Here is an 18,811-nt window from a genome sequence, read left to right on the forward strand (position 1 = left end):
GACGACGCCCGCGAGCGCCCCTGGTCGACGCGCCACAACCACCTCCAGCAAGAGTCCTGGAGACAGCCTGACGGGCCTCACCCACCGATGCCAATTACCCCGCCAACGTTCAGAGACGGGCCACTAGTAGGGCTTGGTTACCTCGGGTAGGGGACGGTATGTCACCTGTTTGGGGGTGAGGGAAGATGACCCCTCAAGAACTCGAGGCCGTGCGGGCGCGGCTGGAGACGTTTGCCGCTGAGATGTTCTCCGGTTTCGCCCGTGCTGATCAGCGGCGGTGGGGCGAGCGGTATGTGCGCGGCCTGCTGACCGACGGGGCACGGAAATCGATGGAGCCGATGGCGGCCCGGCTGGGCGTGGATCGCCAAGGGCTGCAGCAGTTCTGCACCGATGCCCCCTGGGCGCATCAGCTGGTTTTGGCCGAGCTGGCCTGGCGGATGGATGCGGCGATCAACCCGGTGGCATGGGTGGTCGATGATGTGTCCTTTGTCAAGGACGGCCAGGAGTCGCCGGGGGTGGCCGCGCAGTATTGCGGGGCGCTGGGCAAGACCGCGAACTGCCAGGTCGCGCCGAGCGTGCATCTGGTCACCGACGCCGCCTCCTGCCCGGTGAACTGGCGGTTGTTCGTGCCCGAGCAGTGGGATGCGGCCTCGCCGCGCACGGAGGATCCGGCCGCGGTGGCGGCACGCCGGCAGCGCTGCCGGATCCCCGCCGACGTCGGTCATGTGCCCAAGTGGCAGCTGGCTCTGGACATGATCGACGAACTGGAGAGTTGGGGGCTGGATCCGCCGTTGGTGGTCGCCGATGAGGGCTACGGTCAAGACGGGGCCTTTCGCCTGGGCCTGACCGAGCGCGATATTCCCTACGTGGTGGGGGTGCGTTCCGATACCGCGCTGCTGGAGGCCGAGGCCTGCCGCAGCGTCGCGCCGTATGCGGGGACCGGGCGGCGGCCGGTGCCCCGCTACCGGCAGCGGCGCATCAGCGCCCGGCAGTTGGTGCTGGAGGGCGGGCGGCGCGCGCTGCACACAGTGCGGTGGCGGATGGGGTCCAAGGGGCCGTTGCGCTCGCGCTTTGCCGCGCTGCGGGTACGGCCGGCGGGCGTGCGGATCCGCCGCGCGTATGCGGGCGGGGAGTTGCCGGTGTGCTGGCTGCTGGCCGAATGGCCGCCCGGTGAGCCGGAGCCGGTCAAGTACTGGTTGTCCACGCTGGAGGCCGATGTTCCATTGCGGCGTCTGGTGGGTCTGGCGAAGATCCGCTGGCGCATCGAGCACGACTACCGTGAGCTGAAGACCGGCCTGGGCCTGGACCACTTCGAGGGTCGCACGTGGAGCGGTTGGCATCATCACGTCACCCTGGTCTCGGTCGCTCACGCGTTCTGCACCCTTGAAAGGCTCAACCCAAAAGCGCCGGCTGCGGCTTGAGCACCTACCGGGTCATCGCCGAGTTGCAGCTGCTTCTGGCCTGCTGGGCCGGTATCTGCCCCACCTGCCGCCGCGCGTTACCCAGACATGCCCAGCCCGTCCCCACCTAACCAAGCCCTACTAGTAGTACTTCGTTAGATTGTCGATCACCTAGCGTGATCATTTTGAGAAGTCACTTCGGGATCATGTTGTCGTGACACCTGACGAGATGGCGCCGGTGCGCCCGCGGCTTGAGAAGTTTGCAGATCAGATGCTGCGGAGGGTGCTTCGTCGCCGTGATCAACTCGCCACCGGCGAGTTGTATCTGCGGGGGCTGATGCTGGACGGGCGGCGCAAGTCGATGGATCCGATGGCGGAGCGTCTGGGAGTTGACACCCAGCGGTTACAGCAATTCATGGCCGACTCGACCTGGGACTACGAACCGGTCCGGGAAAACCTCACACATTGGGCGCTGGAACGGATCGGTCCGCAGGCGGTCGTCATCGACGATGTCGGCTTCCCCAAGGACGGCCCGAATTCTCCGGGAGTGGCCCGGATGTATTCCGGGACGCTGGGGGCTTGTTCGTGAATAACTGTCAGAGTTGATCTGCGGGGCAGTCATCGGCGGACGTAATACGATCTTGCAGTTGCTCGAGCGTACGTGCGGGCGATCCGGGGATCGGCGTGACGGAGATTTTGTGCAGGTCGAGGATCCGGTGGCCATCTTGGAACTGGTTGGACAGGTTGGTGCGGGTGACGCCCAGCAGGCGGGCTAGGAGGGTGCTGGTCGCGGCCTTGCGGCGACGGAGTAAAGCGGTCAGGAGCCGGTGGAAGTGATCTAGGCTGCTGGTCTGCGGATGGAGGTAGCGGCGCGGGCGGTGGAAACGGCGTTGAAAGGCCGCCTCTGCCAGCGCGTCCCAGTAGGGCTCCGAGATCTGCACCAGGCGAGCGAAGTCCGAGCGCGGCATGCCGGTCAGGGCCGGATCGGTGAGCATCCAGGTCACGTCCGGATCGATCGGTTGGTTGGTCTCGGCTTCTTCGGAAAGTCTGGGAGGGGTGGGGGCCAGGGTGTAGTTCCAGTCGCCGTGGAATGCATCGGGTGTGATCGGCAGGGCATGGAACTCGGCGGGCGTGACGGCGGTGCCCAGTGGGTAGTTGCCGGTGTCCAGTTCGGCGCTGACTCTCAGTCCGGCCTCTGTTGTCGTCGCGGCGATCGTCTCGATGACGACCTGGTAGCTGGTCAGCGGGCGGCCACGCCAGTTGGCGGTGATGTGGCAGAACATCCGGTGCTCGATCTTGTTCCACTTCGAAGTGCCGGGAGGAAAGTGGCAGACCGTGATCTCAAGGCCGCTCTCGCGGGCGAAGTCGTGTAGTTGCTTCTTCCATGTCCAGTAGCGGGGGTTGTTGGAGCCACCGGCGTCCGCGGTGATCAACAGCCGGGTGGCGTGCGGGTGGTCGAGACAACCGCGGCGTCGCCACCAGCGGCGGACGGACTCCACCGCGAACTCGGCGGTGTCGTGATCGGTTCCGACGTTGACCCAGCCGCTGTTGGTGGCGAGGTCGTAGATTCCGTAGGGGATGGCCACTGGCTGGTCGCTGGTGACGAGGGTGTGGCTGTCCACCTTGATCGGGTTCTTTCCCGGTTGCCAGGTACGTCCAGGCCGGTCGCGGTTGCCGAGCCACTCTTTGGCTTTGGTGTCGATGCTGATCACCGGCTGGTCGTCGTCGAGGAAGGCGGCGGCGGTGGCGTTGAGATGGGCAAACTGGGCGTCGCGATCCGGATGCCGGGTGCCTTCGGTGGTCTTGGCCGTGCCCTGCAGGCTGTAGCCCAGGCCGTGCAGCAGGTGGCCGACGGTTGTGGCACCGATCGGATGCTTCTGCGCGGAAAGGGCATGGGCCAGGCTGCGCAGCGACAGCGTGGTCCAGCGCAGTGGGGAGACGGGGTCGCCGCGAGTGTGCGGCTCGATCAGTGACTCAAGGGCCGGTAGCAGGCCGGGGTCGGTGACTGTCAGCGGTTTGCGCCCGGCGCCCGAGGCCCGGATGCGGCGGGTCGGCGCGGGGTGCGTCTCCAGCTCGATGATGCCACGCGCGATGGTGGCGGTACTGATGCCGGAGGCTGCGGCCACCAGGGCAATCCCGCCATGGCCGAGCACGGCGGCCTCGCTGGCCAGGTAGAGGCGACGGCACCGCTCGTCAAGGTGCGGCAGGATCTGCTCGAACTTGGCCCGCAGCTCGGCTGCGGGTACATCTTCCTTCGAAGAGGCGGTCATGCTCCAGCGTCTCACCGTCGACCCGGTCCCGCAGATCAACTCTGACAGTTATTCACGAACAAGCCCTGGGCAAGACCGGAAACTGCCAGATCGGCGTCAGCGCACATCTGGTCACCGATCATGCCTCGTCCGCGGTCAATTGGCGGCTGTTCATCCCCGAGTCGTGGGACCCGGCCAAGATCGAGGATCCGGTTCAGGCGGAAACGGTCCACAAGCGCCGCGACCGGTGCAAGATCCCTCAGGACGTCGGTCACCAGGAGAAGTGGCGACTGGCGTTAAACATGATCGACCAGATGTACGACGAGTGGGGAGTCGGCACCGATCTTCCGGTGGTCTTTGACTCCGGTTATGGCGATTGCACCGCTTTCCGGCTGGGACTGGAGGACCGCGGCCTGTCTTACGTGGCGGCCGTCTCCGATGATCTGTCGGCCTACCCCGGAGATGCGGTGCCTGAACTGCCGGAATACAGCGGCAAGGGGCGCCCGCCGAGACCACGCTATCCAGGCAAGCCATCGAATCTGCGCAATCTCGCATTGGCGGCAGGGCGGGCGAATCTGCGGCGGGTGACCTGGCGGCAAGGCACAAGGAAGACCAGCGGTAATCCAGGCGCGAAAATGCGATCACGCTTCATGGCTCTACCGGTTCTCTTGGCCAACAAAGACATCCCCCGCAACCCCGACGGCAGCCTGCCTGCGCGTTTGCTGCTGGTGGAATGGCCGGCAGGCGAATCCGAACCCACCGATTACTGGATCACCAATCTCCCCGCCGAGACTCCGCTGCGCGAACTCGTCCGGCTCGCCAAGATCCGCTGGCGGATCGAGCATGACTACCGGGAGCTCAATACCGGTCTTGGCCTCAAGCATTTTGAGGGGCGGAGCTTCTTCGGCTGGCACCGCCACGTCACCCTGGCCGCATTAGCGCAGGCATTCTGTACCGAACTACGGCTAGACCCAAAAGTCCCTGCGCCGGCCTGACCTTGTATGAGGTTCTCGGCGAACTCCAGGCTTTACTCGCCACCTGGACCGGCGCTTGCCACGTATGCCATCAAATGTACGCGCCCCATAACACTTCGTAACTTAACGAAGTACTACTAGTAGGGCTTGGTTAGGTGGGGACGGGCTGGGCATGTCTGGGTAACGCGCGGCGGCAGGTGGGGCAGATACCGGACCAGCAGGCCAGAAGCAGCTGCAACTCGGCGATGACCCGGTAGGTGCTCAAGCCGCAGCCGGCGCTTTTGGGTTGAGTCGTTCAAGGGTGCAGAACGCGTGTGCGACCGAGACCAGGGTGACGTGATGATGCCAGCCGCTCCACGTGCGGCCCTCGAAGTGGTCCAGGCCCAGGCCGGTCTTCAGCTCGCGGTAGTCGTGCTCGACCCGCCAGCGGATCTTCGCCATTCTCACCAGGTGCCGTAGCGGGATGTCGCCGGGCAGGGTGGACAGCCAATACTTGACCGGCTCCGGCTCGCCCGGTGGCCATTCGGCCAAAAGCCAGCACTCCGGCAGCTCTTCACCGGCATGGGCACGGCGGATCATCCGGCCCGCGGGCCGCACCCGCAGCGCGGCGAACCGGGAGCGCAGCGGTCCCTTGGACCCGGGCCGCCAGGTCACCGTGTGCAGCGCGCGCCGCCCGGCGGCAGTAACGATCTGCTGGGCCGAGCACGGCTTGTCGCGGTAACGCAGCACCGGCCGCCGTCCGGTCCCGCCATAGGCCGGGGCGGTACGGCAGGCCCCGGCCTCCAGCAACGCGGTATCGGAACGCACCCCCACCACGTAGGGAATATCGCGCTCGGTCAGGCCCAGGCGAAAGGCCCCGTCTTGACCGTAGCCCTCATCGGCGACCACCAACGGCGGATCCAGCCCCCAACTCTCCAGCTCGTCGATCATGTCCAGAGCCAGCTGCCACTTGGGCACGTGAGCGATGTCCGCAGGGATTCGACAGCGCCGCCGGCGCGCCGTCACCGCGGCCGGATTCTCTGCCCGCGGCGAGGCCGCATCCCACTGCTCGGGCACGAACAGCCGCCAGTTCACCGGGCAGGAGGCGGCGTCGGTGACCAGATGCACGCTCGGCGCGACCTGGCAGTTCGCGGTTTTGCCCAGCGCCCCGCAGTACTGCGCGGCCACGCCCGGCGACTCCTGGCCGTCCTTGACAAAGGACACATCATCGACCACCCAGGCGGCCGGGTTGATCGCCGCGTCCATCCGCCAGGCCAGCTCGGCCAGCACCAGTTGATGCGACCAGGGGGCATCGGTGAGGAACTGTTGCAGCCCTTGGCGGTCCACGCCCAGCCGGGCCGCCATCGGCTCCATCGATTTACGCGCTCCATCGGTCAGCAGGCCGCGCACATACCGCTCGCCCCACCGCCGCTGATCAGTACGGGCAAAACCGGAGAACATCTCAGCGGCAAACGTCTCCAGCCGCGCCCGCACGGCCTCGAGTTCTTGAGGAGTCATCTTCCCTCACCCCCAAAGCAGGTGACATACCGTCTCCTACCCGAGGTAACCAAGCCCTACTAGTAGTACTTCGTTAAGTTACGAAGTGTTATGGGGCGCGTACATTTGATGGCATACGTGGCAAGCGCCGGTCCAGGTGGCGAGTAAAGCCTGGAGTTCGCCGAGAACCTCATACAAGGTCAGGCCGGCGCAGGGACTTTTGGGTCTAGCCGTAGTTCGGTACAGAATACCTGCGCTAATGCGGCCAGGGTGACGTGGCGGTGCCAGCCGAAGAAGCTCCGCCCCTCAAAATGCTTGAGGCCAAGACCGGTATTGAGCTCCCGGTAGTCATGCTCGATCCGCCAGCGGATCTTGGCGAGCCGGACGAGTTCGCGCAGCGGAGTCTCGGCGGGGAGATTGGTGATCCAGTAATCGGTGGGTTCGGATTCGCCTGCCGGCCATTCCACCAGCAGCAAACGCGCAGGCAGGCTGCCGTCGGGGTTGCGGGGGATGTCTTTGTTGGCCAAGAGAACCGGTAGAGCCATGAAGCGTGATCGCATTTTCGCGCCCGGATTACCGCTGGTCTTCCTTGTGCCTTGCCGCCAGGTCACCCGCCGCAGATTCGCCCGCCCTGCCGCCAATGCGAGATTGCGCAGATTCGATGGCTTGCCTGGATAGCGTGGTCTCGGCGGGCGCCCCTTGCCGCTGTACTCCGGCAGTTCAGGCACCGCATCTCCGGGGTAGGCCGACAGATCATCGGAGACGGCCGCCACGTAAGACAGGCCGCGGTCCTCCAGTCCCAGCCGGAAAGCGGTGCAATCGCCATAACCGGAGTCAAAGACCACCGGAAGATCGGTGCCGACTCCCCACTCGTCGTACATCTGGTCGATCATGTTTAACGCCAGTCGCCACTTCTCCTGGTGACCGACGTCCTGAGGGATCTTGCACCGGTCGCGGCGCTTGTGGACCGTTTCCGCCTGAACCGGATCCTCGATCTTGGCCGGGTCCCACGACTCGGGGATGAACAGCCGCCAATTGACCGCGGACGAGGCATGATCGGTGACCAGATGTGCGCTGACGCCGATCTGGCAGTTTCCGGTCTTGCCCAGGGCTTGTTCGTGAATAACTGTCAGAGTTGATCTGCGGGGCAGTCATCGGCGGACGTAATACGATCTTGCAGTTGCTCGAGCGTACGTGCGGGCGATCCGGGGATCGGCGTGACGGAGATTTTGTGCAGGTCGAGGATCCGGTGGCCATCTTGGAACTGGTTGGACAGGTTGGTGCGGGTGACGCCCAGCAGGCGGGCTAGGAGGGTGCTGGTCGCGGCCTTGCGGCGACGGAGTAAAGCGGTCAGGAGCCGGTGGAAGTGATCTAGGCTGCTGGTCTGCGGATGGAGGTAGCGGCGCGGGCGGTGGAAACGGCGTTGAAAGGCCGCCTCTGCCAGCGCGTCCCAGTAGGGCTCCGAGATCTGCACCAGGCGAGCGAAGTCCGAGCGCGGCATGCCGGTCAGGGCCGGATCGGTGAGCATCCAGGTCACGTCCGGATCGATCGGTTGGTTGGTCTCGGCTTCTTCGGAAAGTCTGGGAGGGGTGGGGGCCAGGGTGTAGTTCCAGTCCATCGGGTGTGATCGGCAGGGCATGGAACTCGGCGGGCGTGACGGCGGTGCCCAGTGGGTAGTTGCCGGTGTCCAGTTCGGCGCTGACTCTCAGTCCGGCCTCTGTTGTCGTCGCGGCGATCGTCTCGATGACGACCTGGTAGCTGGTCAGCGGGCGGCCACGCCAGTTGGCGGTGATGTGGCAGAACATCCGGTGCTCGATCTTGTTCCACTTCGAAGTGCCGGGAGGAAAGTGGCAGACCGTGATCTCAAGGCCGCTCTCGCGGGCGAAGTCGTGTAGTTGCTTCTTCCATGTCCAGTAGCGGGGGTTGTTGGAGCCACCGGCGTCCGCGGTGATCAACAGCCGGGTGGCGTGCGGGTGGTCGAGACAACCGCGGCGTCGCCACCAGCGGCGGACGGACTCCACCGCGAACTCGGCGGTGTCGTGATCGGTTCCGACGTTGACCCAGCCGCTGTTGGTGGCGAGGTCGTAGATTCCGTAGGGGATGGCCACTGGCTGGTCGCTGGTGACGAGGGTGTGGCTGTCCACCTTGATCGGGTTCTTTCCCGGTTGCCAGGTACGTCCAGGCCGGTCGCGGTTGCCGAGCCACTCTTTGGCTTTGGTGTCGATGCTGATCACCGGCTGGTCGTCGTCGAGGAAGGCGGCGGCGGTGGCGTTGAGATGGGCAAACTGGGCGTCGCGATCCGGATGCCGGGTGCCTTCGGTGGTCTTGGCCGTGCCCTGCAGGCTGTAGCCCAGGCCGTGCAGCAGGTGGCCGACGGTTGTGGCACCGATCGGATGCTTCTGCGCGGAAAGGGCATGGGCCAGGCTGCGCAGCGACAGCGTGGTCCAGCGCAGTGGGGAGACGGGGTCGCCGCGAGTGTGCGGCTCGATCAGTGACTCAAGGGCCGGTAGCAGGCCGGGGTCGGTGACTGTCAGCGGTTTGCGCCCGGCGCCCGAGGCCCGGATGCGGCGGGTCGGCGCGGGGTGCGTCTCCAGCTCGATGATGCCACGCGCGATGGTGGCGGTACTGATGCCGGAGGCTGCGGCCACCAGGGCAATCCCGCCATGGCCGAGCACGGCGGCCTCGCTGGCCAGGTAGAGGCGACGGCACCGCTCGTCAAGGTGCGGCAGGATCTGCTCGAACTTGGCCCGCAGCTCGGCTGCGGGTACATCTTCCTTCGAAGAGGCGGTCATGCTCCAGCGTCTCACCGTCGACCCGGTCCCGCAGATCAACTCTGACAGTTATTCACGAACAAGCCCCCAGCGTCCCGGAATACATCCGGGCCACTCCCGGAGAATTCGGGCCGTCCTTGGGGAAGCCGACATCGTCGATGACGACCGCCTGCGGACCGATCCGTTCCAGCGCCCAATGTGTGAGGTTTTCCCGGACCGGTTCGTAGTCCCAGGTCGAGTCGGCCATGAATTGCTGTAACCGCTGGGTGTCAACTCCCAGACGCTCCGCCATCGGATCCATCGACTTGCGCCGCCCGTCCAGCATCAGCCCCCGCAGATACAACTCGCCGGTGGCGAGTTGATCACGGCGACGAAGCACCCTCCGCAGCATCTGATCTGCAAACTTCTCAAGCCGCGGGCGCACCGGCGCCATCTCGTCAGGTGTCACGACAACATGATCCCGAAGTGACTTCTCAAAATGATCACGCTAGGTGATCGACAATCTAACGAAGTACTACTAGTGCTGGGTTCCTCAAAGGGTGTTGAGCTGAGCGGTGGCCAGCCATCCTGATCAGGGGCATCGTGGATGACAGGGAGGTGGTGTCATCATGCCGAAACTGCTGCACGCTCGAGCGCCGCGAGACGGCGAGGAGGAACGCCAGATCCGTAAACTCGCCGGTGCCCGGCACGCCCCGGCCGACTGGATCCAGCGCGCCCAGATCGTCGTGTTGAGCTGGGAGGAGATGCGCGGCCCGGCCATCGCCGCGATGCTGGGCTGTCATCCGGAGACCGTGCGCCGCCGGTTGCGCCGCTTCAACGCCGAAGGCATCGACGGGCTTGGTGACCGGCCCGGGCCCGGTCGCAGACCGCGGATCACCCAAGCCGAACGATCGCGGCTCATCGCGCTGGTCAAGACGATACCGCCCGGGCGGCTGCGCTGGGAGCCCTGGGGTGAGCTGGAGGCCGACGACGAGGATGGGCCGGCGGTGTGGACCCTGGATGCCCTCACCGCCGCCGCCCGTGAGCAGGGCATCGACATTCACCGTTCCCAGGTGCGCCGGATCCTTCTGAAAGAGGGGGTGAGATGGCGCCGCACCCGGTCCTGGACCACCAGCAAGGACCCGGACTTCGCCGCAAAAGAACGCAGGTCGTCGGCCTGTACACCGACCCGCCGGACGGCGCGGTCGTCGTCTGCGCCGACGAGCTGGGGCCGGTGACCCCGCGTACCTTCGGCCCCGCGCCCGCCTGGTCCGCCGACGGCCACCGGATCAAAGCGCCGCTGGAATACTTCCGCGGCCCCGACAAGACCTGGGTGTACGGTGCGCTGCGCGTCGCCGACGGCGCCGCGGTCACCATGACCGCCGCCTCCCGCAACAGCGACTGCTACCAGCGGTTCCTGCAACGGGTCGAGGACGCCAACCCCGGCCACGGTGACATCTGGGTGATCGCCGACAACCTGTCCAGTCACAACAGCCTCGCCACCCGCACATGGCCGGCCGACCATCCCCGCATCCAGCACGCGTTCATCCCCGTCGGCGCCTGCTGGCTCAATCTGCAGGAGGCGTGGTGGCGGATCTTCCGCCACCATGCCCTGGCCGGAGTGTCCTTCGCTGATAGCAAGGACATCGACCACGCCACCCGCATCGCCACCGCCCAGCTCAACCAGCGGGCCAAACCCTGGGTCTGGGGACGGCCACCACCGGCCCCCAGACACCTACGCCGCCAGTTCGTCTACAGCCTTTGAGGAACGGAGCACTAGTAGTACTTCGTTAGATTGTCGATCACCTAGCGTGATCATTTTGAGAAGTCACTTCGGGATCATGTTGTCGTGACACCTGACGAGATGGCGCCGGTGCGCCCGCGGCTTGAGAAGTTTGCAGATCAGATGCTGCGGAGGGTGCTTCGTCGCCGTGATCAACTCGCCACCGGCGAGTTGTATCTGCGGGGGCTGATGCTGGACGGGCGGCGCAAGTCGATGGATCCGATGGCGGAGCGTCTGGGAGTTGACACCCAGCGGTTACAGCAATTCATGGCCGACTCGACCTGGGACTACGAACCGGTCCGGGAAAACCTCACACATTGGGCGCTGGAACGGATCGGTCCGCAGGCGGTCGTCATCGACGATGTCGGCTTCCCCAAGGACGGCCCGAATTCTCCGGGAGTGGCCCGGATGTATTCCGGGACGCTGGGGGCTTGTTCGTGAATAACTGTCAGAGTTGATCTGCGGGACCGGGTCGACGGTGAGACGCTGGAGCATGACCGCCTCTTCGAAGGAAGATGTACCCGCAGCCGAGCTGCGGGCCAAGTTCGAGCAGATCCTGCCGCACCTTGACGAGCGGTGCCGTCGCCTCTACCTGGCCAGCGAGGCCGCCGTGCTCGGCCATGGCGGGATTGCCCTGGTGGCCGCAGCCTCCGGCATCAGTACCGCCACCATCGCGCGTGGCATCATCGAGCTGGAGACGCACCCCGCGCCGACCCGCCGCATCCGGGCCTCGGGCGCCGGGCGCAAACCGCTGACAGTCACCGACCCCGGCCTGCTACCGGCCCTTGAGTCACTGATCGAGCCGCACACTCGCGGCGACCCCGTCTCCCCACTGCGCTGGACCACGCTGTCGCTGCGCAGCCTGGCCCATGCCCTTTCCGCGCAGAAGCATCCGATCGGTGCCACAACCGTCGGCCACCTGCTGCACGGCCTGGGCTACAGCCTGCAGGGCACGGCCAAGACCACCGAAGGCACCCGGCATCCGGATCGCGACGCCCAGTTTGCCCATCTCAACGCCACCGCCGCCGCCTTCCTCGACGACGACCAGCCGGTGATCAGCATCGACACCAAAGCCAAAGAGTGGCTCGGCAACCGCGACCGGCCTGGACGTACCTGGCAACCGGGAAAGAACCCGATCAAGGTGGACAGCCACACCCTCGTCACCAGCGACCAGCCAGTGGCCATCCCCTACGGAATCTACGACCTCGCCACCAACAGCGGCTGGGTCAACGTCGGAACCGATCACGACACCGCCGAGTTCGCGGTGGAGTCCGTCCGCCGCTGGTGGCGACGCCGCGGTTGTCTCGACCACCCGCACGCCACCCGGCTGTTGATCACCGCGGACGCCGGTGGCTCCAACAACCCCCGCTACTGGACATGGAAGAAGCAACTACACGACTTCGCCCGCGAGAGCGGCCTTGAGATCACGGTCTGCCACTTTCCTCCCGGCACTTCGAAGTGGAACAAGATCGAGCACCGGATGTTCTGCCACATCACCGCCAACTGGCGTGGCCGCCCGCTGACCAGCTACCAGGTCGTCATCGAGACGATCGCCGCGACGACAACAGAGGCCGGACTGAGAGTCAGCGCCGAACTGGACACCGGCAACTACCCACTGGGCACCGCCGTCACGCCCGCCGAGTTCCATGCCCTGCCGATCACACCCGATGCATTCCACGGCGACTGGAACTACACCCTGGCCCCCACCCCTCCCAGACTTTCCGAAGAAGCCGAGACCAACCAACCGATCGATCCGGACGTGACCTGGATGCTCACCGATCCGGCCCTGACCGGCATGCCGCGCTCGGACTTCGCCCGCCTGGTGCAGATCTCGGAGCCCTACTGGGACGCGCTGGCAGAGGCGGCCTTTCAACGCCGTTTCCACCGCCCGCGCCGCTACCTCCATCCGCAGACCAGCAGCCTAGATCACTTCCACCGGCTCCTGACCGCTTTACTCCGTCGCCGCAAGGCCGCGACCAGCACCCTCCTAGCCCGCCTGCTGGGCGTCACCCGCACCAACCTGTCCAACCAGTTCCAAGATGGCCACCGGATCCTCGACCTGCACAAAATCTCCGTCACGCCGATCCCCGGATCGCCCGCACGTACGCTCGAGCAACTGCAAGATCGTATTACGTCCGCCGATGACTGCCCCGCAGATCAACTCTGACAGTTATTCACGAACAAGCCCTGGGCAAGACCGGAAACTGCCAGATCGGCGTCAGCGCACATCTGGTCACCGATCATGCCTCGTCCGCGGTCAATTGGCGGCTGTTCATCCCCGAGTCGTGGGACCCGGCCAAGATCGAGGATCCGGTTCAGGCGGAAACGGTCCACAAGCGCCGCGACCGGTGCAAGATCCCTCAGGACGTCGGTCACCAGGAGAAGTGGCGACTGGCGTTAAACATGATCGACCAGATGTACGACGAGTGGGGAGTCGGCACCGATCTTCCGGTGGTCTTTGACTCCGGTTATGGCGATTGCACCGCTTTCCGGCTGGGACTGGAGGACCGCGGCCTGTCTTACGTGGCGGCCGTCTCCGATGATCTGTCGGCCTACCCCGGAGATGCGGTGCCTGAACTGCCGGAGTACAGCGGCAAGGGGCGCCCGCCGAGACCACGCTATCCAGGCAAGCCATCGAATCTGCGCAATCTCGCATTGGCGGCAGGGCGGGCGAATCTGCGGCGGGTGACCTGGCGGCAAGGCACAAGGAAGACCAGCGGTAATCCGGGCGCGAAAATGCGATCACGCTTCATGGCTCTACCGGTTCTCTTGGCCAACAAAGACATCCCCCGCAACCCCGACGGCAGCCTGCCTGCGCGTTTGCTGCTGGTGGAATGGCCGGCAGGCGAATCCGAACCCACCGATTACTGGATCACCAATCTCCCCGCCGAGACTCCGCTGCGCGAACTCGTCCGGCTCGCCAAGATCCGCTGGCGGATCGAGCATGACTACCGGGAGCTCAATACCGGTCTTGGCCTCAAGCATTTTGAGGGGCGGAGCTTCTTCGGCTGGCACCGCCACGTCACCCTGGCCGCATTAGCGCAGGTATTCTGTACCGAACTACGGCTAGACCCAAAAGTCCCTGCGCCGGCCTGACCTTGTATGAGGTTCTCGGCGAACTCCAGGCTTTACTCGCCACCTGGACCGGCGCTTGCCACGTATGCCATCAAATGTACGCGCCCCATAACACTTCGTAACTTAACGAAGTACTACTAGTAGGGCTTGGTTACCTCGGGTAGGGGACGGTATGTCACCTGTTTGGGGGTGAGGGAAGATGACTCCTCAAGAACTCGAGGCCGTGCGGGCGCGGCTGGAGACGTTTGCCGCTGAGGTGTTCTCCGGTTTTGCCCGTGCTGATCAGCGGCGGTGGGGTGAGCGGTATGTGCGCGGCCTGCTGACCGATGGAGCGCGTAAATCGATGGAGCCGATGGCGGCCCGGCTGGGCGTGGACCGCCAAGGGCTGCAGCAGTTCTGCACCGATGCCCCCTGGTCGCATCAGCTGGTTTTGGCCGAGCTGGCCTGGCGGATGGACGCGGCGATCAACCCGGCCGCCTGGGTGGTCGATGATGTGTCCTTTGTCAAGGACGGCCAGGAGTCGCCGGGCGTGGCCGCGCAGTATTGCGGGGCGCTGGGCAAAACCGCGAACTGCCAGGTCGCGCCGAGCGTGCATCTGGTCACCGACGCCGCCTCCTGCCCGGTGAACTGGCGGCTGTTCGTGCCCGAGCAGTGGGATCCGGCCTCACCGCGCACGGAGGATCCGGCCGCGGTGACGGCACGCCGGCAGCGCTGCCGGATCCCCGCCGACGTCGGTCATGTGCCCAAGTGGCAGCTGGCTCTGGACATGATCGACGAGCTGGAGAGTTGGGGGCTGGATCCGCCGCTGGTGGTCGCCGATGAGGGCTACGGTCAAGACGGGGCCTTTCGCCTGGGCCTGACCGAGCGCGATATTCCCTACGTGGTGGGGGTGCGTTCCGATACCGCGCTGCTGGAGGCCGAGGCCTGCCGCAGCGTCGCGCCGTATGCGGGGACCGGGCGGCGGCCGGTGCCCCGCTACCGGCAGCGGCGCATCAGCGCCCGGCAGTTGGTGCTGGAGGGCGGGCGGCGCGCGCTGCACACAGTGCGGTGGCGGATGGGGTCCAAGGGGCCGTTGCGCTCGCGCTTTGCCGCGCTGCGGGTACGGCCGGCGGGCGTGCGGATCCGCCGCGCGTATGCGGGCGGGGAGTTGCCGGTGTGCTGGCTGCTGGCCGAATGGCCGCCCGGTGAGCCGGAGCCGGTCAAGTACTGGTTGTCCACGCTGGAGGCCGATGTTCCATTGCGGCGTCTGGTGGGTCTGGCGAAGATCCGCTGGCGCATCGAGCACGACTACCGTGAGCTGAAGACCGGCCTGGGCCTGGACCACTTCGAGGGTCGCACGTGGAGCGGTTGGCATCATCACGTCACCCTGGTCTCGGTCGCTCACGCGTTCTGCACCCTTGAAAGGCTCAACCCAAAAGCGCCGGCTGCGGCTTGAGCACCTACCGGGTCATCGCCGAGTTGCAGCTGCTTCTGGCCTGCTGGGCCGGTATCTGCCCCACCTGCCGCCGCGCGTTACCCAGACATGCCCAGCCCGTCCCCACCTAACCAAGCCCTACTAGTGCTCCGTTCCTCAAAGGCTGTAGACGAACTGGCGGCGTAGGTGTCTGGGGGCCGGTGGTGGCCGTCCCCAGACCCAGGGTTTGGCCCGCTGGTTGAGCTGGGCGGTGGCGATGCGGGTGGCGTGGTCGATGTCCTTGCTATCAGCGAAGGACACTCCGGCCAGGGCATGGTGGCGGAAGATCCGCCACCACGCCTCCTGCAGATTGAGCCAGCAGGCGCCGACCGGGATGAACGCGTGCTGGATGCGGGGATGGTCGGCCGGCCATGTGCGGGTGGCGAGGCTGTTGTGACCGGACAGGTTGTCGGCGATCACCCAGATGTCACCGTGGCCGGGGTTGGCGTCCTCGAGTCGTTGCAGGAACCGCTGGTAGCAGTCGCTGTTGCGGGAGGCGGCGGTCATGGTGACCGCGGCGCCGTCGGCGACGCGCAGCGCACCGTACACCCAGGTCTTGTCGGGGCCGCGGAAGTATTCCAGCGGCGCTTTGATCCGGTGGCCGTCGGCGGACCAGGCGGGCGCGGGGCCGAAGGTACGCGGGGTCACCGGCCCCAGCTCGTCGGCGCAGACGACGACCGCGCCGTCCGGCGGGTCGGTGTACAGGCCGACGACCTGCGTTCTTTTGCGGCGAAGTCCGGGTCCTTGCTGGTGGTCCAGGACCGGGTGCGGCGCCATCTCACCCCCTCTTTCAGAAGGATCCGGCGCACCTGGGAACGGTGAATGTCGATGCCCTGCTCACGGGCGGCGGCGGTGAGGGCATCCAGGGTCCACACCGCCGGCCCATCCTCGTCGTCGGCCTCCAGCTCACCCCAGGGCTCCCAGCGCAGCCGCCCGGGCGGTGTCGTCTTGACCAGCGCGATGAGCCGCGATCGTTCGGCTTGGGTGATCCGCGGTCTGCGACCGGGCCCGGGCCGGTCACCGAGCCCGTCGATGCCTTCGGCGTTGAAGCGGCGCAACCGGCGGCGCACGGTCTCCGGATGACAGCCCAGCATCGCGGCGATGGCCGGGCCGCGCATCTCCTCCCAGCTCAACACGACGATCTGGGCGCGCTGGATCCAGTCGGCCGGGGCGTGCCGGGCACCGGCGAGTTTACGGATCTGGCGTTCCTCCTCGCCGTCTCGCGGCGCTCGAGCGTGCAGCAGTTTCGGCATGATGACACCACCTCCCTGTCATCCACGATGCCCCTGATCAGGATGGCTGGCCACCGCTCAGCTCAACACCCTTTGAGGAACCCAGCACTAGACGATTGAGTCCAAGGGATCGCCTGCGAAAATAGGGCGAGGGCGTTCAAGATCCGTTTGTGACGACAGAACTGAACACCCTCGCAACCGCACTCTATGTCAAGATCGACGACGCGGTGAAGGCATCGCCGGACCTGCTGCCATGGCGGCCGAAAACGGGGATCGCACCCGCCCTCAGCGACGCCGAACTCGTGACACTGGCGGTGATGTCGGCTCTGCTGGGCTTCACCTCCGAGCGGCGCTGGGTGCGCTATGCCCACACCGAACTGAGGGACATGTTTCCTTACCTGCCCGGGCAGTCCGGGTACGGAAAGCGGCTACGCAAAGCGTCCGGCCTGGTCCTGCACATGATCAGGATGCTGGCCGCCGACACCTCGCTGTGGAGCGACGACGTGTGGCTGGTCGACTCCACGCCGGTGGAGTGCGGCCGATCCCGGGAGACGGCCAAGCGCAGCGATCTGGCCGGGTGGGCGCAGTACGGCTACTGCGCGTCCCACTCGCGGTACTTCTGGGGATTGCGGCTGCACCTGTTGTGCACCCTGGGCGGGCTGCCGATGGCGTTCGCGCTCACCGGCGCCAAGGCCGACGAGCGCGAGACCCTGCTCGGGATGCTGGATTCGGCACCCGAGATGGTGGCCGCCCGTCCCGGTCAGACGATCATCGCGGACAAGAACTACTACGGCCGCGCCTTCGAGCAGGCCCTCACCGAGCGTGACCTGAGGCTGCTGCGCCCAGCCCGCAAGGGTGAGCCCGAGCGGGCCGGAGCACGCTTGTTCAAGCCGTTGCGGCAGACCATCGAGTCGATCAACCAGACCTTCAAGGGCCAGCTCGACCTGGAACGACACGGTGCCCGTACTCCTGCTGGCGTCATCATCCGCGTACTGACACGGATCCTGGCACTGACCGCCGCAATCTGGCACAACGACAAGACTGGACAACCGATCAAGCGATCCCTGATCGCCTACGACCACTAACTGTGACCGAAGCCCTTGGACTCAATCATCTAGTAGGGCTTGGTTACCTCGGGTAGGGGACGGTATGTCACCTGTTTGGGGGTGAGGGAAGATGACCCCTCAAGAACTCGAGGCCGTGCGGGCGCGGCTGGAGACGTTTGCCGCTGAGATGTTCTCCGGTTTCGCCCGTGCTGATCAGCGGCGGTGGGGCGAGCGGTATGTGCGCGGCCTGCTGACCGACGGGGCACGGAAATCGATGGAGCCGATGGCGGCCCGGCTGGGCGTGGATCGCCAAGGGCTGCAGCAGTTCTGCACCGATGCCCCCTGGGCGCATCAGCTGGTTTTGGCCGAGCTGGCCTGGCGGATGGATGCGGCGATCAACCCGGTGGCATGGGTGGTCGATGATGTGTCCTTTGTCAAGGACGGCCAGGAGTCGCCGGGGGTGGCCGCGCAGTATTGCGGGGCGCTGGGCAAGACCGCGAACTGCCAGGTCGCGCCGAGCGTGCATCTGGTCACCGACGCCGCCTCCTGCCCGGTGAACTGGCGGTTGTTCGTGCCCGAGCAGTGGGATGCGGCCTCGCCGCGCACGGAGGATCCGGCCGCGGTGGCGGCACGCCGGCAGCGCTGCCGGATCCCCGCCGACGTCGGTCATGTGCCCAAGTGGCAGCTGGCTCTGGACATGATCGACGAACTGGAGAGTTGGGGGCTGGATCCGCCGTTGGTGGTCGCCGATGAGGGCTACGGTCAAGACGGGGCCTTTCGCCTGGGCCTGACCGAGCGCGATATTCCCTACGTGGTGGGGGTGCGTTCCGATACCGCGCTGCTGGAGGCCGAGGCCTGCCGCAGCGTCGCGCCGTATGCGGGGACCGGGCGGCGGCCGGTGCCCCGCTACCGGCAGCGGCGCATCAGCGCCCGGCAGTTGGTGCTGGAGGGCGGGCGGCGCGCGCTGCACACAGTGCGGTGGCGGATGGGGTCCAAGGGGCCGTTGCGCTCGCGCTTTGCCGCGCTGCGGGTACGGCCGGCGGGCGTGCGGATCCGCCGCGCGTATGCGGGCGGGGAGTTGCCGGTGTGCTGGCTGCTGGCCGAATGGCCGCCCGGTGAGCCGGAGCCGGTCAAGTACTGGTTGTCCACGCTGGAGGCCGATGTTCCATTGCGGCGTCTGGTGGGTCTGGCGAAGATCCGCTGGCGCATCGAGCACGACTACCGTGAGCTGAAGACCGGCCTGGGCCTGGACCACTTCGAGGGTCGCACGTGGAGCGGTTGGCATCATCACGTCACCCTGGTCTCGGTCGCTCACGCGTTCTGCACCCTTGAAAGGCTCAACCCAAAAGCGCCGGCTGCGGCTTGAGCACCTA

General features: G+C 66.1%; 9 protein-coding genes and 9 pseudogenes. 11 read left to right on the top strand and 7 right to left on the bottom strand.

What is annotated here, in order from left to right; genetic code table 11:
* The first annotated feature begins 185 nt into the window (after positions 1-185).
* Together FHR32_RS12190 and FHR32_RS12195 are read left to right on the top strand one after the other, a co-directional pair.
* Entirely contained in the window at positions 186-1,421 is a 1,236-nt protein-coding gene (locus tag FHR32_RS12190) for an IS701 family transposase (RefSeq protein ID WP_184754416.1), read from the top strand.
* Positions 1,422-1,614: 193 nt separating this feature from the next.
* A pseudogene (locus FHR32_RS12195) lies at positions 1,615-1,977 on the top strand (transposase); the annotation flags it as partial.
* Between the two features lie 41 nt (positions 1,978-2,018).
* Here the strand turns inward: FHR32_RS12195 and FHR32_RS12200 are convergent.
* Positions 2,019-3,670 (bottom strand): annotated as a pseudogene (locus FHR32_RS12200) (ISAzo13 family transposase).
* Positions 3,671-3,732: 62 nt separating this feature from the next.
* On the opposite strand from FHR32_RS12200, the pseudogene FHR32_RS12210 reads away from it, so the two are divergent.
* Positions 3,733-4,644 (top strand): annotated as a pseudogene (locus tag FHR32_RS12210) (IS701 family transposase); the annotation flags it as partial.
* A gap of 240 nt (positions 4,645-4,884) precedes the next feature.
* Here the strand turns inward: FHR32_RS12210 and FHR32_RS12215 are convergent.
* From FHR32_RS12215 to FHR32_RS12230, 4 genes and pseudogenes are all read right to left on the bottom strand, one after another.
* Entirely contained in the window at positions 4,885-6,120 is a 1,236-nt protein-coding gene (locus FHR32_RS12215; protein ID WP_184754419.1) for an IS701 family transposase, read from the bottom strand.
* Positions 6,121-6,299: 179 nt separating this feature from the next.
* Positions 6,300-7,211: pseudogene (locus FHR32_RS12220) on the bottom strand (IS701 family transposase); the annotation flags it as partial.
* Between the two features lie 39 nt (positions 7,212-7,250).
* Positions 7,251-8,891 (bottom strand): annotated as a pseudogene (locus FHR32_RS12225) (ISAzo13 family transposase).
* Positions 8,892-8,955: 64 nt separating this feature from the next.
* A pseudogene (locus FHR32_RS12230) lies at positions 8,956-9,318 on the bottom strand (transposase); the annotation flags it as partial.
* 160 nt (positions 9,319-9,478) lie between these two features.
* Here FHR32_RS12230 and FHR32_RS12235 point away from each other — a divergent pair.
* The 6 genes and pseudogenes from FHR32_RS12235 (at position 9,479) to FHR32_RS12260 (ending at position 15,142) form a co-directional block, all read left to right on the top strand.
* Positions 9,479-10,087 (top strand): helix-turn-helix domain-containing protein, encoded by a 609-nt coding sequence (locus tag FHR32_RS12235; RefSeq protein WP_184752715.1) that lies wholly within the window; start codon positions 9,479-9,481, stop codon positions 10,085-10,087.
* Positions 9,973-10,614 (top strand): IS630 family transposase, encoded by a 642-nt coding sequence (locus tag FHR32_RS12240; protein WP_221465864.1) that lies wholly within the window; start codon positions 9,973-9,975, stop codon positions 10,612-10,614. The genes FHR32_RS12235 and FHR32_RS12240 overlap by 115 nt, the downstream gene beginning before the upstream one ends.
* 84 nt (positions 10,615-10,698) lie before the next feature.
* Positions 10,699-11,061 (top strand): annotated as a pseudogene (locus tag FHR32_RS12245) (transposase); the annotation flags it as partial.
* A gap of 64 nt (positions 11,062-11,125) precedes the next feature.
* Positions 11,126-12,777, top strand: a pseudogene (locus tag FHR32_RS12250) (ISAzo13 family transposase).
* A 39-nt stretch (positions 12,778-12,816) separates the two neighbouring features.
* Positions 12,817-13,728 (top strand): annotated as a pseudogene (locus tag FHR32_RS12255) (IS701 family transposase); the annotation flags it as partial.
* 178 nt (positions 13,729-13,906) lie between these two features.
* On the top strand, positions 13,907-15,142 hold the full coding sequence (locus FHR32_RS12260) for an IS701 family transposase (RefSeq protein WP_184754420.1): 1,236 nt from the start codon (positions 13,907-13,909) through the stop codon (positions 15,140-15,142).
* 135 nt (positions 15,143-15,277) lie between these two features.
* Here the strand turns inward: FHR32_RS12260 and FHR32_RS12265 are convergent, their stop codons facing one another.
* Both FHR32_RS12265 and FHR32_RS12270 read right to left on the bottom strand, forming a co-directional pair.
* A complete protein-coding gene (locus FHR32_RS12265) occupies positions 15,278-15,919 on the bottom strand; it encodes an IS630 family transposase (protein ID WP_221465620.1) in 642 nt (213 codons plus the stop codon).
* Positions 15,805-16,413 carry a helix-turn-helix domain-containing protein gene (locus tag FHR32_RS12270; RefSeq protein ID WP_184754421.1) on the bottom strand — a complete coding sequence of 203 codons (609 nt, stop codon included), beginning with the start codon at positions 16,411-16,413 and terminating at the stop codon, positions 15,805-15,807. Before FHR32_RS12270 ends, FHR32_RS12265 begins: the two co-directional genes overlap by 115 nt.
* A gap of 149 nt (positions 16,414-16,562) precedes the next feature.
* Between FHR32_RS12270 and FHR32_RS12275 the strand changes: the two genes are divergently transcribed.
* Positions 16,563-17,477 carry an IS982 family transposase gene (locus tag FHR32_RS12275; RefSeq protein WP_184752293.1) on the top strand — a complete coding sequence of 305 codons (915 nt, stop codon included), beginning with the start codon at positions 16,563-16,565 and terminating at the stop codon, positions 17,475-17,477.
* A gap of 91 nt (positions 17,478-17,568) precedes the next feature.
* Positions 17,569-18,804, top strand: coding sequence for an IS701 family transposase (locus FHR32_RS12280; protein WP_184754416.1), 1,236 nt, complete (start codon positions 17,569-17,571; stop codon positions 18,802-18,804).
* The last annotated feature ends 7 nt before the right edge of the window (positions 18,805-18,811 follow it).

Origin of the sequence: Streptosporangium album (genome assembly GCF_014203795.1) — a bacterium.
Taxonomy (GTDB): domain Bacteria; phylum Actinomycetota; class Actinomycetes; order Streptosporangiales; family Streptosporangiaceae; genus Streptosporangium; species Streptosporangium album.